This is a genomic window from Granulicella sp. L60 (assembly GCF_009765825.1).
In the GTDB taxonomy this organism is placed as follows: Bacteria; Acidobacteriota; Terriglobia; order Terriglobales; family Acidobacteriaceae; genus Edaphobacter.
Genome location: NZ_LMUR01000018.1, coordinates 812,783 through 833,593 on the forward strand (window position 1 = coordinate 812,783; position 20,811 = coordinate 833,593).

Below are 20,811 nucleotides of genomic sequence, written 5' to 3' on the forward strand. Positions count from 1 at the left end.
ACGATGCGGCCTGAACTGCTGGATTCATACGAACGGGAACTTAGCTATCTCCGCGACATGGGTGGGGAGTTTGGCCGCAAGTATCCGCGTGTTGCGAGTCGACTACTACTTGAACCGGATCGTTGCGAAGATCCCCACGTCGAACGCTTAATCGAGTCGTTTGCCTTTCTGGCGGCTCGACTTCATCTACGTCTAGATGACGATCTGCCGGAGCTTAGCTCCTCACTGCTCAATATTATTTACCCGCATTATCTGCGGCCTATTCCTGCGATCACCGTAGTGGAGTGCCAGATAGACTCTGAGAGCGCCGGTAAACAAGGCGCAGCGCTAACACTGCCCGGAGGTACCGCCCTCAGAACGAGGCGAAATGTGGATGGCATGGCGTGCCGTTTTCGCACTACATATCCGGTTGAGCTATGGCCAATCACGGTGGCCGAGTGTACTTGGCGCATGCCGGAGCAACTGTCACGTCCGGTGAGAGTCGCCGGTGCCACGGCCGCTCTGCGTGTGGTGCTCCGTGGCGGTAAAGACGTTAAGCCTGGTGCACTCGGGATCTCTTCACTGCGCTTTTACATTGCAGGCGACAGCAATGTGATTTTCACATTGTACGAATTGTTGGCGAGCAAGTGTATCTCGATCGTGATGAGAGATCCTCATGTGGTCGATGGGCCAATCATTCCGGTTCCGCATTCCGGGCTTAGACCAGTGGGTTTTGAGGAAGAGGAGAGCCTATTACCGTATCCGAGGCGCTCATTCGACAGCTACCGACTTCTACAGGAGTACTTTGCGTTCCCGCAGAAATTTCTTTTTTTCGACCTCGCAGGGTTAGATGTCATGTCGGCGTTTGCTTCGAGCGATGAGGTCGAACTTCTGTTTCACTTCGGTCGCTTCGAGAGACCGGAGCGCCAGCAGACCTTAGAGGTTGGCGTCACAACGGAAACACTGCGGCTCGGCTGCACACCCGCTATTAACTTGTTTTCGCAAGTTGCCGAACCCATTCTCCTGACCCAGAAGCAGCATGAGTATCGCTTAGTGGCCGACGCACGTTTCCCCCGGATGATGGAGGTGTTCTCTATCGACGACGTGCTTGCAACCAATCCGAGCAGACGTCAGACCACATCACTCGCTCCCCTCTATGCCTATCGCTATAACACGATCGTTCCCGAGCAAGGCGTATTCTGGCATGCCAACCGTCGATATTTGTCTTTTGAAGAGCGAGAGCCTTCGTCCGTCTTCCTGGCTCTTGCTGATCTGAACGGTTCACTCACGGAGCCGGGTGCGGAGGTTTTAACAGTGCACTGCACCTGTTCCAACCACGATCTGCCATCGCAGCTAAGTTTTGGCTCCGTGGATGGTGACTTCGATGCCGAGAATTTCGCGCGTGTTCAGCTCGTTCGTGCGTTGCATCGCCCCACTTCTTCTCTGGCCCCCCCAGCTGGCAAGGGGCAGCTATGGCGACTCATCTCGCAGCTATCGCTCAATTATCTTTCGCTTAGTGAAGGGGGCCTGACGGCGTTGCAGGAGATTCTCCGTATCCACAACTTCTCTGAATCTGCACAACTTGAGTCTCAGATCGCGGGACTGGTTGCCATGCGTAGCAAACGACATTTTGCTATCATGCGTGCCGACTATGGCAATACTCCGGCGCGGGGTACGCGCGTCGAGATAGAACTCGACGAAAGCCAGTTTGCAAATGGTGGAGCGTACCTGTTTGCGAGCGTACTGGAACGTTTTCTCGGCTCCTACGTGTCAATGAACAGTTTTTGTCAGCTACACGCAGAGAGCAATCTACGAAAGGAGGGATTGGGAACGTGGACACCACGAGCGGGCAGTCGAGTGCTCCTATAGAAGTGGAAATCTCCTGCAAGCATGAGGCGATGCTCCATATGCTGCGCGAAGAACCATTTTCCATAGGCTTCTTCCAAGCTGTGCGCCTATTGGAGCGGCTGTTTCCTGAGCGAATGCCGGTAGGTTACTTCGTATCTCCTCAAAGCGAGGTGGTGCGCTTCTCCTCTCGCACGTCGCTTAACTTTCCAGCGAGCGAAGTGCATAGTTTTCGCGAAAACGATCCACAGCCGAATGACATGGAAGTCAACTTTCTCGGTTTGACTACCATAAATGGACCATTGCCGCATCGCTATGCGGAGCATCTCCTGGACCGGATGCGCGAAAAGGACTACGCGGCGGGTGACTTCTTTGACATCTTCAATCACCGTTTTACTGCCCTTTTCTACCGCAGTTGGAAGAAATACCGCTTTTTTATTAGCTATGAGCTGGACAAGTCACAAAGACAGATCAGCGGAGATCAGGTCACGGCGACCCTTTACAGCTTGCTCGGATTTGGCAGTGCTGGCCTGTTGCAACGCACTGCAATACCCGACGAAACAATGCTTTACTACGCGGGTCTGCTGAGCCGCAATGTACCAACCTCGCAGGCTCTGAAGCAACTGCTCGGTGATTTTTTTGAAGTTCCCGTGCGAATCGACGAGTTTACTGGCAATTGGCATCCTTTGCCGAAAGAGGATTTGACGTATCTAAACGACACCAGCCTTCAATCGGAGTCTCTGGGCATCGGCACAATAGTCGGCGATGCAGTATGGGACCAACACGGCACGGTAACAGTACGGCTAGGACCTATGTCTCTGAAACAGTATCAGGACTTTCTTCCCGGCGGTCTTGCGGCCACGCAACTGGAAGCCTGGTTGCGGCTTTTCGGGCAGGGAGAGTTCGACTTTGCAGTATGTCTGGTGCTGGCGCGTGAAGAGGTGCCAGGAGTGTTACTTACCTCGGAACAAAATGAAATGGGCAGGCTCGGATTCGAGAGCTGGTTGAAGAACCGACCCTTTCTGCACGATGCCGAGGACGCTGTATACCGCGTGTACTAACTGCGTTGTCCCCTAGAGCGAGCGAAAACTAAAAAGGAGCAATACGTGAACCTGAAGTCCTTGATTGCGAAACTGAATGATACCTGTCGCAGCGCTATGGAAGGTGCCGCAGGACTTTGTGTCGCACGCACTCACTACGACATAGAGATCGAGCACTACCTGCTTAGGCTGCTTGATGATCTAGATAGCGATATCGCTCTCATTTTAAAGAACTACGGGGTAGATCGGTCGCGACTCACCCGAGAGCTTGAACGTTCGCTGGACAAACTAAAGACGGGCAATGCTCGCTCACCCACATTGAGCCCTCAGTTAGTACGAATGTTTACCGAAGCGTGGACGTTGGCCACGCTCGACCACGAGGCAGGAGATATTCGCTCAGGCTCAACCCTGCTGGCTTTGCTCACATGCAATGAACTCTCGCGCACAGTTCGCGATATCAGCGCGGAACTGCAGCTGATATCCGCAGAAGCTCTTCATAGCAATTTCTTCAACATTGTTAGCTCGTCTCGCGAAGGGACGACGAACTTTGGCGCTGTGCGGCTTGATTCTGGTCCCTCGTCTGGAGTTGTTGCAGCTGGTGTGCAATATCGCACTACTCATCTCGATCAGTACACCGTGAACATGACTGCGGCTGCCGTCGGAGGAAAGATCGACACTGTACTCGGTCGAGATGTGGAGATCCGACAGGTGGTTGACATCCTGATGCGCCGACGCCAGAACAATCCCATTCTGACCGGCGAGGCTGGGGTGGGAAAAACAGCGATTGTCGAAGGTCTTGCTCTGCGCATCACAGCCGGCGATGTGCCTCCGTCTTTGCGCAATGTACAGCTTCACTCTCTGGATCTCGCTCTGCTGCAGGCTGGAGCGGGAGTAAAAGGTGAATTCGAAAACAGGCTCAAGGGATTGATTGAGGAGGTCAAGTCATCACCGCATCCAGTCATTCTCTTCATTGACGAGGCGCATACAATGATCGGTGCTGGAGGCCAGGTCGGACAGAATGACACAGCCAATCTGCTGAAACCTGCGCTGGCGCGCGGTGAACTCCGCACTATCGCGGCAACCACCTGGTCCGAGTATAAGAAATTCTTTGAGAAGGATGCAGCACTCGCGCGACGCTTTCAAGTTGTCAAGGTTGAGGAGCCGATCGAGCTTCAATGCGCAACCATGCTACGTGGCCTCATACCCGCTCTCGAGAAGCATCATGGATTACGTATCCTGGACGAAGCTGTCACAGCAGCAGTGCGTTTGTCGCACCGATATATGGTGGGACGGCAATTACCCGATAAGGCAGTAAGTGTGCTCGATACAGCTTGTGCGCGGCTCTCTCTTGGCCAGAACACTACGCCTGGTGTCATCGAAGACACGCAACGAAGGATCGCCGACCTCGAAACACAGACGCGTATGCTGACTCGCGAAGAAATCGTTGGAGCGAACCATACAGAACGGCTCTGTGAGATCGCCGAAACGCTTCTGACCGAGCAGAACAAGCTTGCGGTCAGCAGTGCACAGTGGCGGTATGAGATCGCTCTGGTTGAAAAAATTGGTACGATGCGGATAGCGCTTGAATGCGCCAATGCATGCACTTCCCCCTATGACGATTCGACAGCTCCATTGGCGGATGAAGCTTTATGCATGCCCTCTCGCGAAGCTCTAGCGGTGGCTGAGCATGAGTTAGCCGAGATACAAGGCGAAAATCCGATGCTACGGGTCGCAGTTGATGCCCAGTTGGTCGGAGAGGTGATCTCAGCCTGGACTGGCATTCCTCTCGGTAAGATGGTCGGCGATGAGCTTTCGACTGTGCTGGAGCTTTCCTCTCTCCTGCGAAATCGTGTGATTGGCCAGGATTACGCGATGGATTCGATCTCACAGCGCATACTCACTTCGCGCGCTAGTCTTGACGACCCAGGAAAACCGGTCGGCGTGTTTCTACTCGTAGGTCCAAGTGGCGTGGGTAAGACAGAGACTGCGCTTGCGCTTTCTGACCTCTTATATGGCGGAGAGCGCAACGTCATCACAATTAACATGTCCGAGTTTCAGGAACCGCACACTGTTTCCACACTTAAGGGTTCTCCGCCGGGATACGTGGGTTATGGCGAAGGAGGGATACTGACCGAGGCAGTCCGTCGTCGGCCGTACTCGGTGGTCTTGCTCGATGAGGTGGAAAAAGCTCATCCAGATGTACTTGAGCTTTTTTTCCAAGTCTTCGATAAGGGCAGTATGGAAGATGGTGAAGGGCGCGTCATCAACTTCAAAAACACAGTGATAATCCTCACCACCAACGCCACGACTGAAACAATAATGAAGTTGACTGCTGATCCTGAGACAATGCCGTTTCCGGAGACATTAGTCAGCGTGATCAAGCCGGAGCTAAACAAGATATTTAAACCGGCCTTTCTTGGGCGTATGTTGATCGTTCCGTATCTTCCGATTCGCGACGAAGCGCTTAAGCAGATCATCCGCCTCAAACTCAATAAAATTATCAGACGTCTGCGCGAAAATCACAAGGTCGGCCTTCATTACGAGGACACTATCGTCGCCGAGATAGCTAACCGTTGCACGGAAGTAGAAAGTGGCGCACGAAACGTGGACAACATCTTATCGAATACCATGCTTCCCGAAATCTCGCGCGAGTTGCTCTTGCATATGGCAACGGGCGATACAGGGAGCGCCGTTTTTCTGAGCGTTGATCGAACGGGCAGGTTCATTTACAAATGGACTACAAAGAGAGGGATCACGACTGAGGTCGACTTGTCTCATCCGTTAGAAACATAGATTAGCTAGCTGTAATAGATGGCGTCTCTGAGAATTGAACAGCCTTAGAAATAGGAAGCGGTAGCAAACGACATGCCATCATACTCACAAGACAACCGTCAGCTCACACTCATCACTCCGCTAGGTAAAAACGCCGTTCTAATCAACGGCTTTAAAGGACGTGAGGCTATCTCGACTCTTACGGAGTTGGAGTTGGAGGTACTAAGCCTTCCCGAAAACCCAATCCAACCAGGCTTATTGATAGGAAAACGTGTCACACTCGGCATTTCTTACAGTGAGGATGGGCACCGCTATTTCAACGGAATCGTACGCAGCCTGGAACTCGTAGGCCACGACTCATCACTAGAAGGTGACAAGACACCTGTAATTATTTACAGAGCCGTTGTAGTGCCAAGCCTATGGCTGCTGACACTCAATACGCAGTCGCGAGTCTTCCAGAATCTGACCGTAATCGAAATTATAAAGAATGTGCTTGGTTCTTACTCCATAACATCCAGGAACGATACTGAGGAGGCATGTCAGCCACTCGACTATTGCACACAGTATCGTGAGACTGATTATGATTTTGTTACACGTCTCATGGAGCAACATGGCATTTTCTTCTATTTCACGCATACAGAGAACGATCACGTCATGGTGCTTGCCGACAACTCTGGAAAACTCGCGCCATGTCCAGTGAAAAGCACCTATAAATATATGCCCGAGCTGGAGAGAGCGGGCGAAGGTTTTTATGATATGCATCTGCATTACTTCGGGGTTCGTTATGCATTGGTTACTGGAAAACACACGCTATGGGAGTACCGCTTTACCCAGTTTGCGCGACAAGAGAGCAACCCTCCATCTTCTTCGAGTAAAGCAGTTCTCGGCGATAATAATCATGAGTGGTACGACTATGCGGATGGCCCCTCCGCATGGGCGAAAACCAGTGGAAGCGATGGCAGGATTCAAGAAGTTGAAAGTCAACTGCAGGATGTCACTCGTGACAGGAGTGATACGAAGGAGATTCAGATCACCGGTGAGTCGAACGCAAGCCTCTTAATATCAGGCTTCACCTTTACCATGGAGAAGCATCCAGACCCTGCACTGAACTCTAAGTATCTCGTATTAAGCGTCGAGCACAGTCTTAGGCAGGAGCCGCCATTTTGCAATACTGCAATCGAAAGGGGATATCGCAATATCTTCACCGCACAACCGGGAGCGCTCGCCTACCGCTCGGCGCGGACAACATCGAAGCCACGCGTTAATGGAGTTGTCACCGGAAAAGTCGTCGCACCCGCTGGCGAAGATTCTTATATAGATAAGTATGGGCGTGTCTGCGTGCAGTTCTGGTGGGATCGCACGAGACCACCTAACCAGACAGATAACACGCTACTTAGGGTTTCACAGGCATGGGCTGGTTCCGGATGGGGTACTTATTTCTGGCCTCGTATCAATGATGAGGTCTTGATCGACTTCATTGAGGGCGATCCGGACGCGCCAATCGTCGTCGGCTCACTCTATAACGGAGTAAATAAGCCCAGGTACGACCCGGCAACTGAATATACTCGCTCGGGTGTACTTACCCGATCGTCCAAAGGCGGCGGCGCTGCAAACGCGAATGAACTCCGTTTTGAAGACAAAGCGGGAAGTGAACAAATCTTCCTCAATGCTGAAAAAGATATGGACCATCGCATTGAGAAAGATCATCGCAAATATGTAGGCGGCAAGGACTCGCTCATTGTCAAAGGGTGTCGGTATGAGAAGGTTACTGGTGATCGACACAGCGATATCTTAGGAAATTGCGCTGCAAATGTGGGCCAAAACTATTCGTTATATGTCGGGGAGAACCAGGCAGAAGAAGTTGGAATTAATTACTCTCTCAGCGCTGGATCTGAAGTGAATGTCAAAGCCGGTATGATGCTTATCATCGAGAGTGGACTCGAAATCTGCCTCAAAGCTGCTGGCAACTCTATCACCATCGGTCCTACAGGGGTGAACATCTCTGGAGCGTTGACCATGATTGAGGGTGTCGGCAGTTCGATCGTGGCAACTGCTGGGACAATTATTGTCCCAGAGTCTCCTGATGAGGCGGATGACGGAACGAAGGGGGGCAAGATGTAAGCGGAGGTTTTGCCGTATATTCTCTGGGGTTGCCGCCTGCTCCGTCCACTCGCCCTGATGTCGAGCCATAGCCCTGCTGAGCCCGTACCCGCTTCTCGAGCTAAGGCGCATAGCGATAAACCCAACGCATGAGCGTGGATAGGTCCACTTCCACGCCGCGTTCCTGCATCATCTCGGTCGGATCCCTTACGAAATCCCATACTTGCAGGACCAACAGACACAGACCAGAGTGATCTCGACCGGAAACCGACTACGCTTGAACATCCATTTATTATAGCGTCCGATGATTGTCGGCCCAGTTAATAAAACAGAGCTTGGCGATCGACAGCGGAGGCACAAAACCAACTGCGGTTGAAATTTTGTCCACATAGCGATGCTTTCAAGCATCGCGCGCTAATCCTACAATCGCCGAAGCAGTGTGAGTAAAACGTTAGTCGCTAAATGAGACGATTTCAAAAGCAGGCCGCGCGCGGATTTAGAGAATAGGGGTATGGTAACCATTCCCAGAGCAAACGCATCAACTTTTGAAGCCTATGGACTTGAGTACCTTGACGGGTTGTATTATTACGCGCTCGCGCTCACTAGGCACACCGCAGAAGCGGAGGATCTTGTTCAGGAAACCTATGTTCGCGCCATCGAAGCATACAGCCGGCTACGTGAAGATAGCAACATCAAAGGGTGGCTTTTTACGATTCTGCGCAATCAGTGGCTCAACGAGCTTCGACGGCGTCGTAGAGGACCGCAGTTTGTTGTAGGAGACGACGACGCCTGTATCATTGACGGGCTGCCCAGCAATTTTCCCGATGCGCAAACTCAGCTCGAGGGAGAGGAAGACGCGATACGTGTAAAAACTGCGATCGGCAAGTTGCCATCCGAGTTTCAAGAGGTTCTGATTTTGCGGGAATTTGAAGAGTTGTCGTACCTAGAGATTGCTTCGGTCCTCAATTGTCCAATGGGAACTGTCATGTCGCGCCTGGGACGGGCGCGTGCCAAATTACGGGGGCTGCTTTCGGAGCAGACTGGCAGAGCCGCGGTATCGTGAAAGGGACAAGAAGTTATGACGAGCTGTACGGAAATTCGGTCTAAAGTTCAACTCCTCATCGATAGAGAACTCAAGCCCGATGAAGAGTCAGAACTGTTTCAGCACATAGAGTCATGCGGCTACTGCCACCAGGCACTTGAACAAGCCCAAGCTTTTTCTAGCAGAATTCGCGCCGCACGTCGCCATGTTCACGCATCTGAGGCTCTTCGACAGCGGGTCATGGCAGCTTTAGCAGCTGGCGGCAACCGAGAAGTGCAGGTGCTTGCCGAGCCACGACTCGTACCACGGAGGAATCTTCGATGGGGGCGGTCAATAGTTTCCATCGCCGCTATATTTATTGTGGCGGTAGCTGTCACTCTCTTTTTTCGCTTTCAACGGTCCAGGCAGACCACTGCCATGCTGCAAATCGCGATGGCTGCTCATCGCGATTTGCAGCAGAATAGACTTCCTCTCGACATCGAGACAGAATCTTCCGGAAAGATTTCCGAGTGGTTTATGCAACGAGTGTCCTTTCCATTCCACCTGGCCAACGCCGGGATTGCTGCTGATGATCGAGCGAAGTACGAGCTCATCGGGGGAAAAGTGATGAACGTTAATGGCAAGCGTGTTGCACTGGTTTCATTTCGTCTCTCCAATGAACAGATCAGCATGCTTGTTGGTCCCGGCGCACTACCAATCGACACAGGTGGAACGCTCATTCGATCCGACGGATTAATACTCCACGCGCGCGACCGAGATGCAATGCATGTTGTTTCATGGCGGAATAGGGGGCTCAGCTATGTCGCCGTCTCCCGAGCGACAATGACCGGTTCAGGGAGTTGCATACTCTGTCATCGAAGCCGCACTTCGGACACACAAAGCAACGCCTCTTCTAATCAAATCCCCTCTCTGCCAGCTTCGCTGGACACAATATTTCTGACAATCCCTTAACGCAAAGACAAAAAGTCTCGGCTTTTATCCCTAAGCGTCCCCCACGCCCTACTTGAAGTTGCTCCTCTGACGAATCTCTGTAGGCAGTCGGAACGGGCCGCACGCTTGGGAATTTGCCAGCAGATTTAACCTGGTATTTTGGCCATAACGTTTCTATGTATGTAGACGATTGTCAATTGACCTTCGGTCCTTCCTTTTTCAAAATCCTCAGAAAGACGATTCGGGCTGATTGTGCAGACATGATCTTGCTTCGCAATGGGCCCTACCCTTAAAAAGGGTACTGCTCATGCATCGAACCCGCCGTGTCGACGCGGGAAATGTGTAGATCATCAGATCGATCAGGAGCCCGATAGCGCGAGACTGGGCAGGGAAGTAGTGCCGGTCGCATCGATAAAAGTTCGGGCTCGTCATCCTGCAGCGACGGCATCTTGCCCGCCGTTGCGAATGCTTCGGTTCCTCTAACAGGCATGGCCGGGATTTGGAAGACCACAATCCAGCCGAAGGGCATGTGCTGTGCACCCAGCCGCTACTTTACTGTGGGGTTAGAGCGCAGCTTGAACTGCGTCTTTACAAACGCAGCCACATCGATGGGCTCCATTTGGGCGATATCAACGATGCTGCTCGGCGCCGATGCCGGAGAACTGCGCACCGCCTCGCTTTAGACTCTGGGCTGCGGATACGCGAACTGAAGAAGTCCAGCGTGCGCGTCCGCGCCTCCTGCAGCAGCGAGAAGGCTGAGGACTGGGAAGTAAATGAACCAAAGCCAATAACTCCATCAGGCATCACTTGGAATCCTCCTCAAGTTTGCAAATGAGTTCGAACCGAATTCTTGCAATCTCTGGAGGACGCCAGATCTCACAGAAATGGAGGCGAGCTAAGCGCCGAGATCGCGAATCGAGGTTGATACGTATGTAGCGAAGTAGAGGGAGTTAGCAAAGGCCGCGACTGCTATGTGAGCAGCGCGGCCTCGGTGCTTCTATTTAGTGGATATCCTAAAGAGCCGACCAGGGATTAGTTGCCTTGCATCTGCATTTGACGCACTTTGTAGTCGTACTCAACGCTGAGGCGTCTCACGACGGTGAGGCCATCGCTCCCGAGAAGGAACGTTGTGCCGGTGTCCTCGTTGACGACACGGTGCTTTACCTGCTTCACTGTGGCGAGCAACTTCGGGTCGGACGGTATCGAGATATCAACCACCTGAAAGTCCCGCGGTGTGGCCCGAACATAATCATACGGCTCGTTCACTGCAAGAAAGCCGCTCTCGCCTAGCGGCTGAGTCAGGCCAAGATCTGCGAGTGCGTCGACCATATGGAGAGCAGGTTTGCTAGGCTTGTGCAGGTCGAGCACCGCGACCCCCTTGCCATCTCGAAAGCGGACTAGCTCGGCTCGTCCATCAAGCGGGCGGATAAAGTCAAATGCTCCTGACACGTTCAGTGCAGTTGTGGAAACCATTTTAATGCGAGCTGGATCAGTCACGTCGAAGACTGACAGGCGTGCACCCTGTTGCTGCTCTACGAAAAGGTAAGTACTACCAGCATCGTCAGAATGAAGGAAAAGGGAGTTGCCCGGCAGTTTGGCCTGCTCTGGCAGATCGTGTGGATCCATCACGACGATCTCTTTGGATGTAGAGTGAATCTCCGCTTCAACTACTACCGGAGTCATAAGGATTGCTAGTCCAAGGATTTTGAGAATGAAGCGGTGAGAAATAATGTTCATTTTGGATTCCCTTTCGAAATCAAGTGTCGATCCGAGAGAGGCTCGAGGTCCAAGAAGTAATTGTGATGCCGTATAAGCGAGCTGTCATCGCTCGTTGTTGGAATGGGCTTATGCCTCATAAGAATTTGCGAATTCCAAAACACGCCGGGCAAGCCTAGCTTTGAGTCATGAAGACACGGGACGCGGCAACCCAAACAATTGCAATTGTCGGCGGTGGAGTAAGTGGAACCCTTGCCGCATACCATCTCCTTCAACACTGCGTTGACGCCCGGGTCATCGTGATCGAACCTCGGCCTGAGCTTGGGCTCGGACTCGCATACTCAACGCCCAGCCTGCGGCATTTACTCAATGTTCCAGCCGGCAAAATCAGCGCAATGCCTGCAAAGCAAGATCACTTCCTTAACTGGTTACGAGCGCACTATGACACCGCAGCGGACGACATGACCTTTGCTCCGCGTGCTGTCTTCGGACGCTACATCCATTCCCTTGTCGAGGACATCGGCCTGGAACAAATATGTGCCTCGGTGGTGGACTATCGTGCCGTGAGTGCTGGAGCGGTCCTAACTCTTGATGATGGCCAAGAACTCCAAGCAGATCTGGTGGTACTGGCAACCGGTAACTTCGCCCCTGCTGCATTGCCGGGCGTCGGTGAAGATGCGATCAAGGCGGGCGCGTATTGCCATGACGCGTGGGCCGACACGACGTATGCGAATCTCGATCCCGAGGCATCCATTGTGTTGATTGGGACCGGCCTGACAGGTGTGGATGTCGTTCTCCGGTTACGTGAACTGGGCCATCGTGGCAGAATTACCGCTATCTCGCGGCATGGTGTCTTTCCGAGTCGTCATGCTCTCTCTACGCCGATCGCCGAGAGCACGATCCCTCAGAATACGCAGCCTACCTGCTTGGCATATCTTCGCGCGTTTCGAATGGCAATCCGCGGTGGCGCGGACTGGAGAGCAGCGATAGACAGCCTGCGCGCGACGACGAACGATCTCTGGCTTGCGCTACCGCTACAGGAGCAGCAGCGCTTTCGCCGCCATCTGCAGCGGAGTTGGGATATCGTACGCCATCGCATGGCCCCACCGATTGCAGACGTCATCGACGCGGAACTGTGGGGCGGCACACTTGTGATCCGCAAAGGACACCTGTCAGGGGTTGAGGCGGAGGACAGTGGAACGGTCGTCAGCATTCGGACAGCGCATACAACCGAGCGCTTTGGCGCAGCTCGCGTGATCAACTGCACCGGACCCAGCATGAATTACCGGCGTGTCGATTCGCCGCTGCTGCATCGCCTCTTTGAGCAAGGCCTGGTCTCTGCGGGACCGCTAGGGGGCGGATTCCAATGTGGCCATGATGGCGCCATAATGGACGCAAATGGCGAGGTTTCCGAGCGCATCTACAATCTTGGGCCGGGCCGACTTGGGACACTGTTGGAGTCAATTGCGATTCCCGAAATTCGCGAACAGGCTGTTGGTCTGGCCGAGACCCTTCGTAGCCGGTTGAACTTGACGCGAAATTTCCAACTAGGAATGCAGTCGCAGGTCGCAGGAAACCAGCTTACTAAACTGCCTGTGCAGGGATCGGCGGCATGATAAAGGTCCTGCTGGAGCAGGCGCATCCCTTGGAGCAACGCCCTACAATCACCCTTGCTGCGGGAACATGGGCAGCCGTACTGGGAGTAGTGAGCGGTATGGCTTGCGTAAGTGTACGGCTCTTCTTCCGCTTACTGCAGCGGGTTTTTGTGAAACACACTGGGCTCTTACCCGAAGCTGCGGCATCAGTATCTCCGATGCGCCGTTTCCTGACGCCAGTGCTAGGCGCTCTCGGAGCGATGACTGTGCTTTGGGCAGTCCGCCGGTGGTCGCGAGCCGGACCCTTCGAGGACTATGTCGAAGCCGTTCGCTTTCAGGAAGGACACATAGCGTTCATGCCGACGCTCTGGCGCACGCTATCGTCTGCATTTTCCGTCGCAACCGGAGCCGCAATTGGACGCGAGGGATCTATGATCCAGTTTGCGACGGCTGTGACGTCCTGGGTTGGCAAACGTTCGCCTCTCCCCGCGATTCCATTGTCCCGCCAAGTCGCTTACGGTGCAGCTGCGGCTGTTGGAGCAGCTTACCAGGCTCCCATTGCCGGTGTATTTTTCGCTGCCGAGATTGTTCTGGGCGAGTGGGTGTGGGCCGAAGTACCGCGGCTGGCGTTGGCGTCCGTGGCCGGATGGTTGACGAGTCGCACGTTGCTGACAAGCGGCCCGCTCTTTCCCGTCCCCGAGGTATTCCGGCTTTCCCCAGAGATGCTCTGGGCCATTCTGCTCGCGATCCTTCTGGGAGTCGCCGCGCCGCTCTATCATTTGATGTTGCGTAGTTTTCGGTTTGCCCGCCGCTTACCCTTTGCTCTTCTGTGGGCCGGTTTGACCGTCGGGGCCTTGAGTCTTGTTCGACCTGCGGTATGGGGCAATGGAGACTTGGCTCTGATTGAGACTCTCAAAACGACTCCTGGGATTTGGAGTATCACGTGTTTGTTGATTCTTCGACTGGCTGCAACAGCTCTGTGTGTGGGAGCCGGAACTGTGGGAGGAGTATTCACGCCCACGCTCTTTGCAGGGGCCGCTGCAGGTCTCATCGCTGGACATCTGCTGCACGTCGCTCAGCCCGCTCTCTTCGCAGTCATCGGTGTGAGCGTCTTCTTGTCTGCGGTAACTCATGCGCCGTGGATGTCTACATTTATGGCGGTAGAGCTCACTGGTCAATGGCACCTCTTCCCTTATTTGCTGGCTGGCAATGTACTCTCGTGGAAAGTCTCCCGCTCGCTATCGTCGCGCTCTCTGTATGCTATTGCTACGGTCGAACCTGCCGGATAGACGCAGTATCCATCGCTGCAATATTTACTGCGTACTCCTTATGAAAGCAGCTGCTCAACCATGATGGAGAACTTCCGAATTCGCGTCTTTCGTAGCGTTGCTCTGCACTTGAATTTTAGCCGAGCGGCTGAAGAACTGTTGCTTACCCAGCCTGCAGTGACCCAACAAATCAAGGCTATCGAGGATGAATTCGGCGTTCCGCTGTTCGATCGCAGCGGCGGCCATATTTCACTGACACCGGGAGGCGTCGCCTTGCTTCCCTTTGCAGAGAAAATGAAGACATTGGGAGAGGAAGCGATCTCCGCGGTCGCCGGAGCATATGGCAATCAGGCGGGTGAGCTTACGATTGGCGCATCGCAAACGATCAGCCAATATCTGCTGCCTACGTTTCTTGCCGGATTTCTAAAGAGAAATCCGAAGGTATTGCTCAAGGCCCGCAGCGGCAATACCGATTCGATTCTTGAGGCGCTGGTATCCCGCGAGATCCAGTTAGCCCTTATTGAAGGGCCTGAACAGCGTAAGGATGTACACATCGAACCATTCATGGAAGATCACATGGTTTTAGTCGTGCCTGCGGCGCACGAATGGGCCGATCATGAGATTGCGCTCGAAGATCTGAAGAGCGAGCCACTCTTGATGAGGGAATTTGGTTCAGGATCGCGGCGGGTTGTGGAGCAGGCCCTCGCCGTCGCTGGTCTGCGAACTAAGAGTCTGAGGGTCATCATGGAACTCGACTCGACAGAGGGACTCCTCAACGCGGTTGAAGCAGGACTCGGAGTGACCTTCGTTTCACGCTGGGCGGTGCGAAATCAACTCTTTCTAGGTACGCTGAAGCTTGCTCGGATCCGTGATCTTAAACTTTCGCGCAGATTCTCGATGGCCTATCCAGCCGGCCCGCTACCTACAGGGAGCGTGGGCGCTTTCCGTAGTTTCCTTCTCAGCGAAGCAAATGACATTGCTCCAAAGCGCATGAAGGAGGATAGCCAGAAACAGAATAAGGCTTAGTCCATTCTTTGGGTACGTATTCTGATATCCCGGACGATAAATGATTGGATTTGGCCGGAAGGTTTCTGAACCTTCGGATCTTGCATCGTCTACAGCCTTCTATGTCATTATGACGTTGTAGCCTCATATCCGATACTCCGGCTAGGAGTACACCAGACGTGGCAATCGATTCCCAAGATCGTGTCAGAGGCCCGTAATATTTCTTCGCAGAACACATCCATTGCCCCAAAATGGGGCGCGGCTCTGCCGAGGGTAGCATGTTCTAGCGTTCGCAAAACATTTCTCGAAGATAGATTCGGTCAAGACTGCGACCATGACTGGTTATTCGGACACCCATTCTTTATTGGGTGAGAGGGTGCCCACTCAGTCAGTCGGTCTGGCTTGCGCACACCAAAATACATTTCAGGCTTACCCTCGATGAAGGGCTCTGGTGCAAATAGTGAACTGGGATCGGATAGAATGATGGCTGGGTGAATGAAGGAAAACCAGACTGGCACTTATCGGCTTTCTGGTCATGAGCGAGGCCAATCAGCAGGGCGACTAGGACGTTTCTCGCGCTGGAGAGTTTACGCCCGTTTGGCAAAGAAATTGCGGTTAGGGATGTCCAGTGCGTCCTTAGTCTCTTTTTCTAACCTGCGCTTCCATAAAAGCTTTCCAGAAGGTCTCCTTTAGCGACTCGCTTCGCTTCATCCGACCGATAAGGATCTTCGATAGAAGCTAGGGGCAAGGCCGAAGCGCCGGGTAAAAGAGGCGGTGAAGTGAGCGTGGCTGCGAAACCCGCACGCGAGGGCGATGTCGATAACTGATATTGAAGCGGAAGTAAGCATCTTCTGCGCTTGCTGCAGCCGCAGCTCGAGAAGGTGACTATGGGGCGTGATCCCCATGGTCTCTTTAAATATCCTCATGAAATGCGCTCGGCTGTATCCGCTTTCTGCGGCAAGTGTGGAAAGCGAAAGATCTGAATCTAGCTCCTCGTGCATTCTTTCGAGCACGCGACGCAGAAGATGACGAGGAAAGTGTGGATCGGCTTTGGGCTTCTCCTGGGGCAATAAACGAGACGCAAAGAGGAGCCGGGTTCCGAGCTCCACAAAGAGAGATTCAATTCCCATTGCGTCGTATCCTCGTCCATCAGCTGCTCTATGGATAAGCAGGTGCATGAGCTTTCGGAGTGCACCGTCGTCGGTACCGTGCAATGGTTGGAGTGGACCGCTTGGCCGCCGATCCATCTCTAGTTCTAGATTATGTAGAAAGAGAGGCGGTAAAGAGCACACCAACACGGAGTGATCTAACTTCGTTCGTACTGCCCCGCGTATACCCGGGATCAGAGTCGTTATTGTTCCTGGAGGCTTCCTGTAACGTGCGAAGGATCCCTGTTTTACTTCTATTTCGCCGACCGACGGTGTCTGTTCCCAAAGCATGAGGTAATGCTGATCGATTGCCTGACTTGACCTAGCGCCAGCTGTCATGATGTGACGTTCGATCCTCAGCCCGTTCCAATGGAGCGATGATGCACGAGCGGCTAACCTAGAATCTTCGAGCAGATTTAAAATAGGATTTTGAGTCATAACACTTCTATCTATATTGACGATGTCAATCGACTTTCCGTGTTTCTTGGTTTCGAGATCCATAGAAAGACGGCCCCGGCTGTTTTATGCGGATAGCGAGCCAAAAAGCGATCTTGCCTCGCAATGAACCCCAAAACTATAAGGGGTACTGCTCGTGAATCAGTTGAACACGGCAAGACTCACGAGCCATATTCACCCTGCGCTCGCGATAGAGATCCTTCAAATCCAATCAGTGCGAAGATAGCCAGCCAAAGTCTAAGACGAGGCATATCGACCTCCAACTGCTACTGATTATCGCAACCTGTCGCGGGAACGAACCGTCACTAGATTGCGCCGATATCGCAGTCTTGCGCAAATCGACCGATCAGAGAGGTTCATAAAGAATTGCTTGCCTCGCGCGGGAAAGAGTAAATGGCAAGAAGACGATATCAGGGCAATAACGTGAATGTAATGGCTACAAATCCTGGCTAATGTTCCAACATAAGAGTGAATCGCTTCACTGCTTCGCGCCTACATCGTGAGGCAAGGTGATTACCAGAATGAACATAGCTTTCTTGTCGATATTGACAGCATTCATTTGCAGGAAAATAAAATTAAACTCTGGCCACGCAACGCCAATGATCTTGCTCGCTGTAGGCATGCTGCTTATTTCTGCATTCTCGTCTGGAGCACAAACTCCCTACGCTCAGCCCAAAGGGCCATCGCCAGATCCGAGCCGTCCCTCACTGATTCCTGCAAATTTAGAAAAACTTTGATCTGTAGTTAGTACGTAAATCGCGGAAGGAAAGATATGAGTCGAGAAAATCACATGGGAAGTAAGAACAACACCCTATCGCGGAGAGATTCTTTGACGTCCAGCTCAGCTGCCTTTACGGCTGCTGCATTCATAGGAAAGATGGAGGGACAAAAGATGGAGCAGACAAGCGGGTGGGATAAGAGCTTGAGCGGTAAAGTAGCCGTCGTAACAGGAGCGGCGCGCGGTATCGGGAGATCAGTCGCAGTCGCGTTTGCACGCAGCGGAGCCCATGTCGTTGGCATCGATATCTGCACAACCGTGGATCCTCGATCGGGCGTTGAACCCGCGACTCCCGATGATCTAGAGGCAACTGGAGAGCTAGTGAAGGGGGCTGGCGCTACATGGAAGAGCATCATTCTCGATCAGCGAGAGCTTCCGAAGCTCCGCAATGCGGCTGCCGATGTCGAGAAAGAGTTCGGACATATCGATATTCTGTTCGCTAACGCCGGCATCCAGGCGTTCCGTCCCCTCCTGGAAATGGAGGATGCAGATTGGCATATTCAGATTGACGTCAATCTCACCGGAACAGCGAACACAGTTCGCGCCTTCGGTCCAGCGATGCTTCGGCGCGGTTCAGGAAGAATCATTATGACCACGTCCACTCAAGGTAGACACGGCACCTTCAATGGTGCTGCATACTCCGCGTCGAAGTGGGGCATTATCGGGCTAATGAAGTCCGCCGCTTTGGAGCTTGGAAGGCATGGCATTACTGTCAACTGTTTGGTCCCTGGCCTCATCGACACTGCTCTCACGCGACATGAGGAACGCTATGAACAGGCTCTGCAACTCGCGGGTCGGACGCCATCGGGCGATGTGAAGGCTGACGAGGCGGCTGCGAGGAAGGTGCTGCAGGTGAGATCGCCGCTAGGCGTTCCTTGGATCGATCCAGCGGAGATGGCGCCAATGGTCGTATTTCTCGCATCTGACGCAGCACGCATGGTCTCTGGAGCAACCTTCGACGTGACTGGCGGTGACAGCGCAAACAACGTATGAACGCGGGCGATCCTGCCTTCAATCGTGAATTCGCTCGTTGTTTTTCACGCCATTATTCGTAGAAATGCCATTAGAAGATTATTTCTTCTGGCCTATTGATGACAGTTCACCTAACGCCCTGAGCGAGGTTCGCCACCACCGGACCTTTGAGGGTGGGGAACTTTTCCGAAAATGTGGGATGACGACGTGGCAGGCTTTGGTTCGGCTAAAAATTTAATTCAACTACGGTACTCCGAACGACCTCTAAAATCACTTCGGAAAGCTCCTCAGGGCGGCTTCGAGGAACGAAGTGCCCGGAAGAGATCGACCGTGTCTTGGCATTTAGCTGCTTAGCCAAAGCATGTTGGTCAGCAGGTGCAAAGAGCCGATCCTCTTCGGCGACGACGTACCAACATTGCTTCTGGCGCCAGCCCTCCACATTGACGGAATCGCCAAGTAGCGCCGATGCAACCGGCTTCTGCACCGCATGGAGAAGGTAGTTTTCCTCAGTTGGGAGGTCATGGGCCAGTACGTTGGTGAAAGCGCTGGAGTTCGCCCAGAGGAGGCCGTAGCTGTCCGGTGTAAGCACTATCGGAACGGGCGAGGGGTGGTGTTGCATGAAATCGCCAAAGCTTTGCCCGGCAACTGGAGCCGACGCAGCGACGTAGACGAGCGCCCTAACTGATTCATAGCGAGACGCTATCTCAGTGATGACAGCGCCGCCATAGGAGTGACCAACTAAAACGAGTTGGCTGGCCGACCGGCTTTCGATGTGTTGAGCAAGTGACAGGACATCGGACTCAAGGCTGTTGAGACACAATTGTGTGGCGGAAGCTAAGACATCGTGCTTGCGAAGCTGTTGAATTACTTTGCTCCAGCAGCTTGCATCCGACCAGCCTCCATGGACTAGTATGACTTCGAGGTTCTTGCATTCATTGACCATCTAGCGTGCTAGACTACGCGGAAAGGAACGGTCGAATGTCGCAAATGGGCCAACAGTTAGGAGCCCGACTTTCTACGGCGCCTGTTGACTTCCGGTTGCCTCCATACCACCTCGAAATGCATATGCACTCGGAGGGACAACTGGTTTACGTACATCGTGGCAAGATGGCCTTGATGTTTAGGGATGCGGCGTGGGCTGTGTTCGGTCCTAGTCTCGTCTGGATTCCAGCAAATTGCCCACATAGCGGAAGCGCCATAACCGCCTTTACTGGTGCGACGTTTTGGGAGGCAGAGCTTCCAAGGTTGCGATTTCCGCCAAGACCGTGTCGGCTGGCTATTCCCCCCAAACTGAACCTTAGCTGCTTTCTGACGGGATCGCGTGGCAAGGTGAGATCGATAATTGGCAACTTGCTGTATGCAGGCCAGAGAACGAATTTTGCGCTGGCTCTGCCACGCTTGCCGGCAATGCGTTATCTGGCTACCGTCATGATGGTGACCCCGAATCTAATCATGGACGTGGATGTCGCAGCCGATCATATTGGCATGAGCCGACGGTCATTCACCAGACGCTTTCGTATCGAGACCGAATTGTCCTTCGCACAGTGGCGCCGTGCTCTGGTCACTTATTGTGCAGATGTACTCTTCCGCGACAAGGAATCCGTATCATCCATCGCGCATCAACTCGGCTACGACAGTGTCAGCGCCTTCATCGCGATGTACCGCAGAACCAGAGACCGCACGCTCGCTGCAAAAGAACTAGTCGGTTGATGCTCGAGGAAGGCGTAAGCATCCTCGGAAGAAACCCCACGCTACGATACCACCGGTAATTGCAAACACCCATGACTGCAAGAATTGTCCTGCCTTCACGAGGGTATGTCAGATCCCCTACTTGCTCAATGGCAAGGCCGATCTCTCAGGGGATATGGCGCACCGCATCGAGAAAGATTTTGGAGTGAAGATGGATACGCTGATGAGGATGCGGTCGTCTTATGACATTGTCAAAACGCGCAAGCGCGAGAATCGAATCCGTGTGCCGCGCATTTCGTTATTGGCAATCACACATTAGCGTGAGACAACATGCCGGGGACTCCGCGGCTCTGCTGGAAAGCGGATGACTTGAGGGGAGAGGCCGCTGCACGAAGAACAGCCGGCAGCTTCTCCGCCTTCATGTCCGGGCCAGGTACGAACTGCTCGGGCTTCAACAAGAACTTCCCCCTCGGTGG

At 53.3% G+C, this 20,811-nt stretch carries 16 protein-coding genes and 1 pseudogene; 12 read left to right on the forward strand and 5 right to left on the reverse strand.

Annotated features, from left to right (window positions below):
- Nucleotides 1–3: 3 nt before the first annotated feature.
- The 6 genes from tssF (at nucleotide 4) to GSQ82_RS13820 (ending at nucleotide 9,729) form a co-directional block, all read left to right on the forward strand.
- Complete coding sequence (gene tssF / locus GSQ82_RS13795; protein ID WP_158792821.1) at nucleotides 4–1,848, forward strand: type VI secretion system baseplate subunit TssF; 1,845 nt, start codon at nucleotides 4–6, stop codon at nucleotides 1,846–1,848.
- On the forward strand, nucleotides 1,812–2,885 hold the full coding sequence (gene tssG, locus GSQ82_RS13800; protein ID WP_158792822.1) for a type VI secretion system baseplate subunit TssG: 1,074 nt from the start codon (nucleotides 1,812–1,814) through the stop codon (nucleotides 2,883–2,885). The genes tssF and tssG overlap by 37 nt, the downstream gene beginning before the upstream one ends.
- Nucleotides 2,886–2,930: 45 nt before the next feature.
- The gene (tssH, locus tag GSQ82_RS13805) at nucleotides 2,931–5,657 is read left to right on the forward strand and encodes a type VI secretion system ATPase TssH (RefSeq protein ID WP_158792823.1); all 2,727 of its coding nucleotides are present in this window, start codon (nucleotides 2,931–2,933) and stop codon (nucleotides 5,655–5,657) included.
- A 72-nt stretch (nucleotides 5,658–5,729) separates the two neighbouring features.
- On the forward strand, nucleotides 5,730–7,757 hold the full coding sequence (locus tag GSQ82_RS13810; RefSeq protein ID WP_158792824.1) for a type VI secretion system Vgr family protein: 2,028 nt from the start codon (nucleotides 5,730–5,732) through the stop codon (nucleotides 7,755–7,757).
- A gap of 490 nt (nucleotides 7,758–8,247) precedes the next feature.
- Nucleotides 8,248–8,799: an RNA polymerase sigma factor gene (locus tag GSQ82_RS13815; protein WP_158792825.1), complete on the forward strand. Its 552-nt coding sequence runs from the start codon at nucleotides 8,248–8,250 to the stop codon at nucleotides 8,797–8,799.
- 15 nt (nucleotides 8,800–8,814) lie between these two features.
- Nucleotides 8,815–9,729 (forward strand): zf-HC2 domain-containing protein, encoded by a 915-nt coding sequence (locus GSQ82_RS13820; RefSeq protein ID WP_158792826.1) that lies wholly within the window; start codon nucleotides 8,815–8,817, stop codon nucleotides 9,727–9,729.
- A gap of 526 nt (nucleotides 9,730–10,255) precedes the next feature.
- Here GSQ82_RS13820 and GSQ82_RS25375 read toward each other — a convergent pair.
- Together GSQ82_RS25375 and GSQ82_RS13825 are read right to left on the reverse strand one after the other, a co-directional pair.
- The gene (locus tag GSQ82_RS25375) at nucleotides 10,256–10,378 is read right to left on the reverse strand and encodes a hypothetical protein (RefSeq protein WP_256370085.1); all 123 of its coding nucleotides are present in this window, start codon (nucleotides 10,376–10,378) and stop codon (nucleotides 10,256–10,258) included.
- Nucleotides 10,379–10,740: 362 nt separating this feature from the next.
- Entirely contained in the window at nucleotides 10,741–11,445 is a 705-nt protein-coding gene (locus GSQ82_RS13825; protein ID WP_158792827.1) for a hypothetical protein, read from the reverse strand.
- Between the two features lie 167 nt (nucleotides 11,446–11,612).
- Between GSQ82_RS13825 and GSQ82_RS13830 the strand changes: the two genes are divergently transcribed.
- From GSQ82_RS13830 to GSQ82_RS13840, 3 genes are all read left to right on the forward strand, one after another.
- A complete protein-coding gene (locus GSQ82_RS13830) occupies nucleotides 11,613–13,040 on the forward strand; it encodes an FAD/NAD(P)-binding protein (protein WP_158792828.1) in 1,428 nt (475 codons plus the stop codon).
- Between the two features lie 239 nt (nucleotides 13,041–13,279).
- Nucleotides 13,280–14,308, forward strand: a complete 1,029-nt coding sequence (locus GSQ82_RS13835; protein WP_158792829.1) for a chloride channel protein — start codon at nucleotides 13,280–13,282, stop codon at nucleotides 14,306–14,308.
- Nucleotides 14,309–14,368: 60 nt separating this feature from the next.
- Nucleotides 14,369–15,313, forward strand: coding sequence for a LysR substrate-binding domain-containing protein (locus tag GSQ82_RS13840; protein ID WP_158792830.1), 945 nt, complete (start codon nucleotides 14,369–14,371; stop codon nucleotides 15,311–15,313).
- A gap of 686 nt (nucleotides 15,314–15,999) precedes the next feature.
- On the opposite strand, the gene GSQ82_RS13845 is transcribed toward GSQ82_RS13840, so the two are convergent.
- Complete coding sequence (locus GSQ82_RS13845; protein ID WP_158792831.1) at nucleotides 16,000–16,422, reverse strand: helix-turn-helix domain-containing protein; 423 nt, start codon at nucleotides 16,420–16,422, stop codon at nucleotides 16,000–16,002.
- A 952-nt stretch (nucleotides 16,423–17,374) separates the two neighbouring features.
- Nucleotides 17,375–17,518, reverse strand: a complete 144-nt coding sequence (locus tag GSQ82_RS13850) for a hypothetical protein (RefSeq protein WP_158792832.1) — start codon at nucleotides 17,516–17,518, stop codon at nucleotides 17,375–17,377.
- 150 nt (nucleotides 17,519–17,668) lie between these two features.
- Between GSQ82_RS13850 and GSQ82_RS13855 the strand changes: the two genes are divergently transcribed.
- Entirely contained in the window at nucleotides 17,669–18,667 is a 999-nt protein-coding gene (locus GSQ82_RS13855) for an SDR family NAD(P)-dependent oxidoreductase (RefSeq protein ID WP_216847084.1), read from the forward strand.
- Between the two features lie 205 nt (nucleotides 18,668–18,872).
- On the opposite strand, the gene GSQ82_RS13860 is transcribed toward GSQ82_RS13855, so the two are convergent.
- On the reverse strand, nucleotides 18,873–19,589 hold the full coding sequence (locus GSQ82_RS13860; protein ID WP_158792833.1) for an alpha/beta fold hydrolase: 717 nt from the start codon (nucleotides 19,587–19,589) through the stop codon (nucleotides 18,873–18,875).
- A 44-nt stretch (nucleotides 19,590–19,633) separates the two neighbouring features.
- On the opposite strand from GSQ82_RS13860, the pseudogene GSQ82_RS25735 reads away from it, so the two are divergent.
- Together GSQ82_RS25735 and GSQ82_RS25125 are read left to right on the forward strand one after the other, a co-directional pair.
- Nucleotides 19,634–19,837: pseudogene (locus GSQ82_RS25735) on the forward strand (AraC family ligand binding domain-containing protein); the annotation flags it as partial.
- 138 nt (nucleotides 19,838–19,975) lie between these two features.
- Nucleotides 19,976–20,356, forward strand: a complete 381-nt coding sequence (locus tag GSQ82_RS25125) for a helix-turn-helix domain-containing protein (protein ID WP_254061643.1) — start codon at nucleotides 19,976–19,978, stop codon at nucleotides 20,354–20,356.
- The last annotated feature ends 455 nt before the right edge of the window (nucleotides 20,357–20,811 follow it).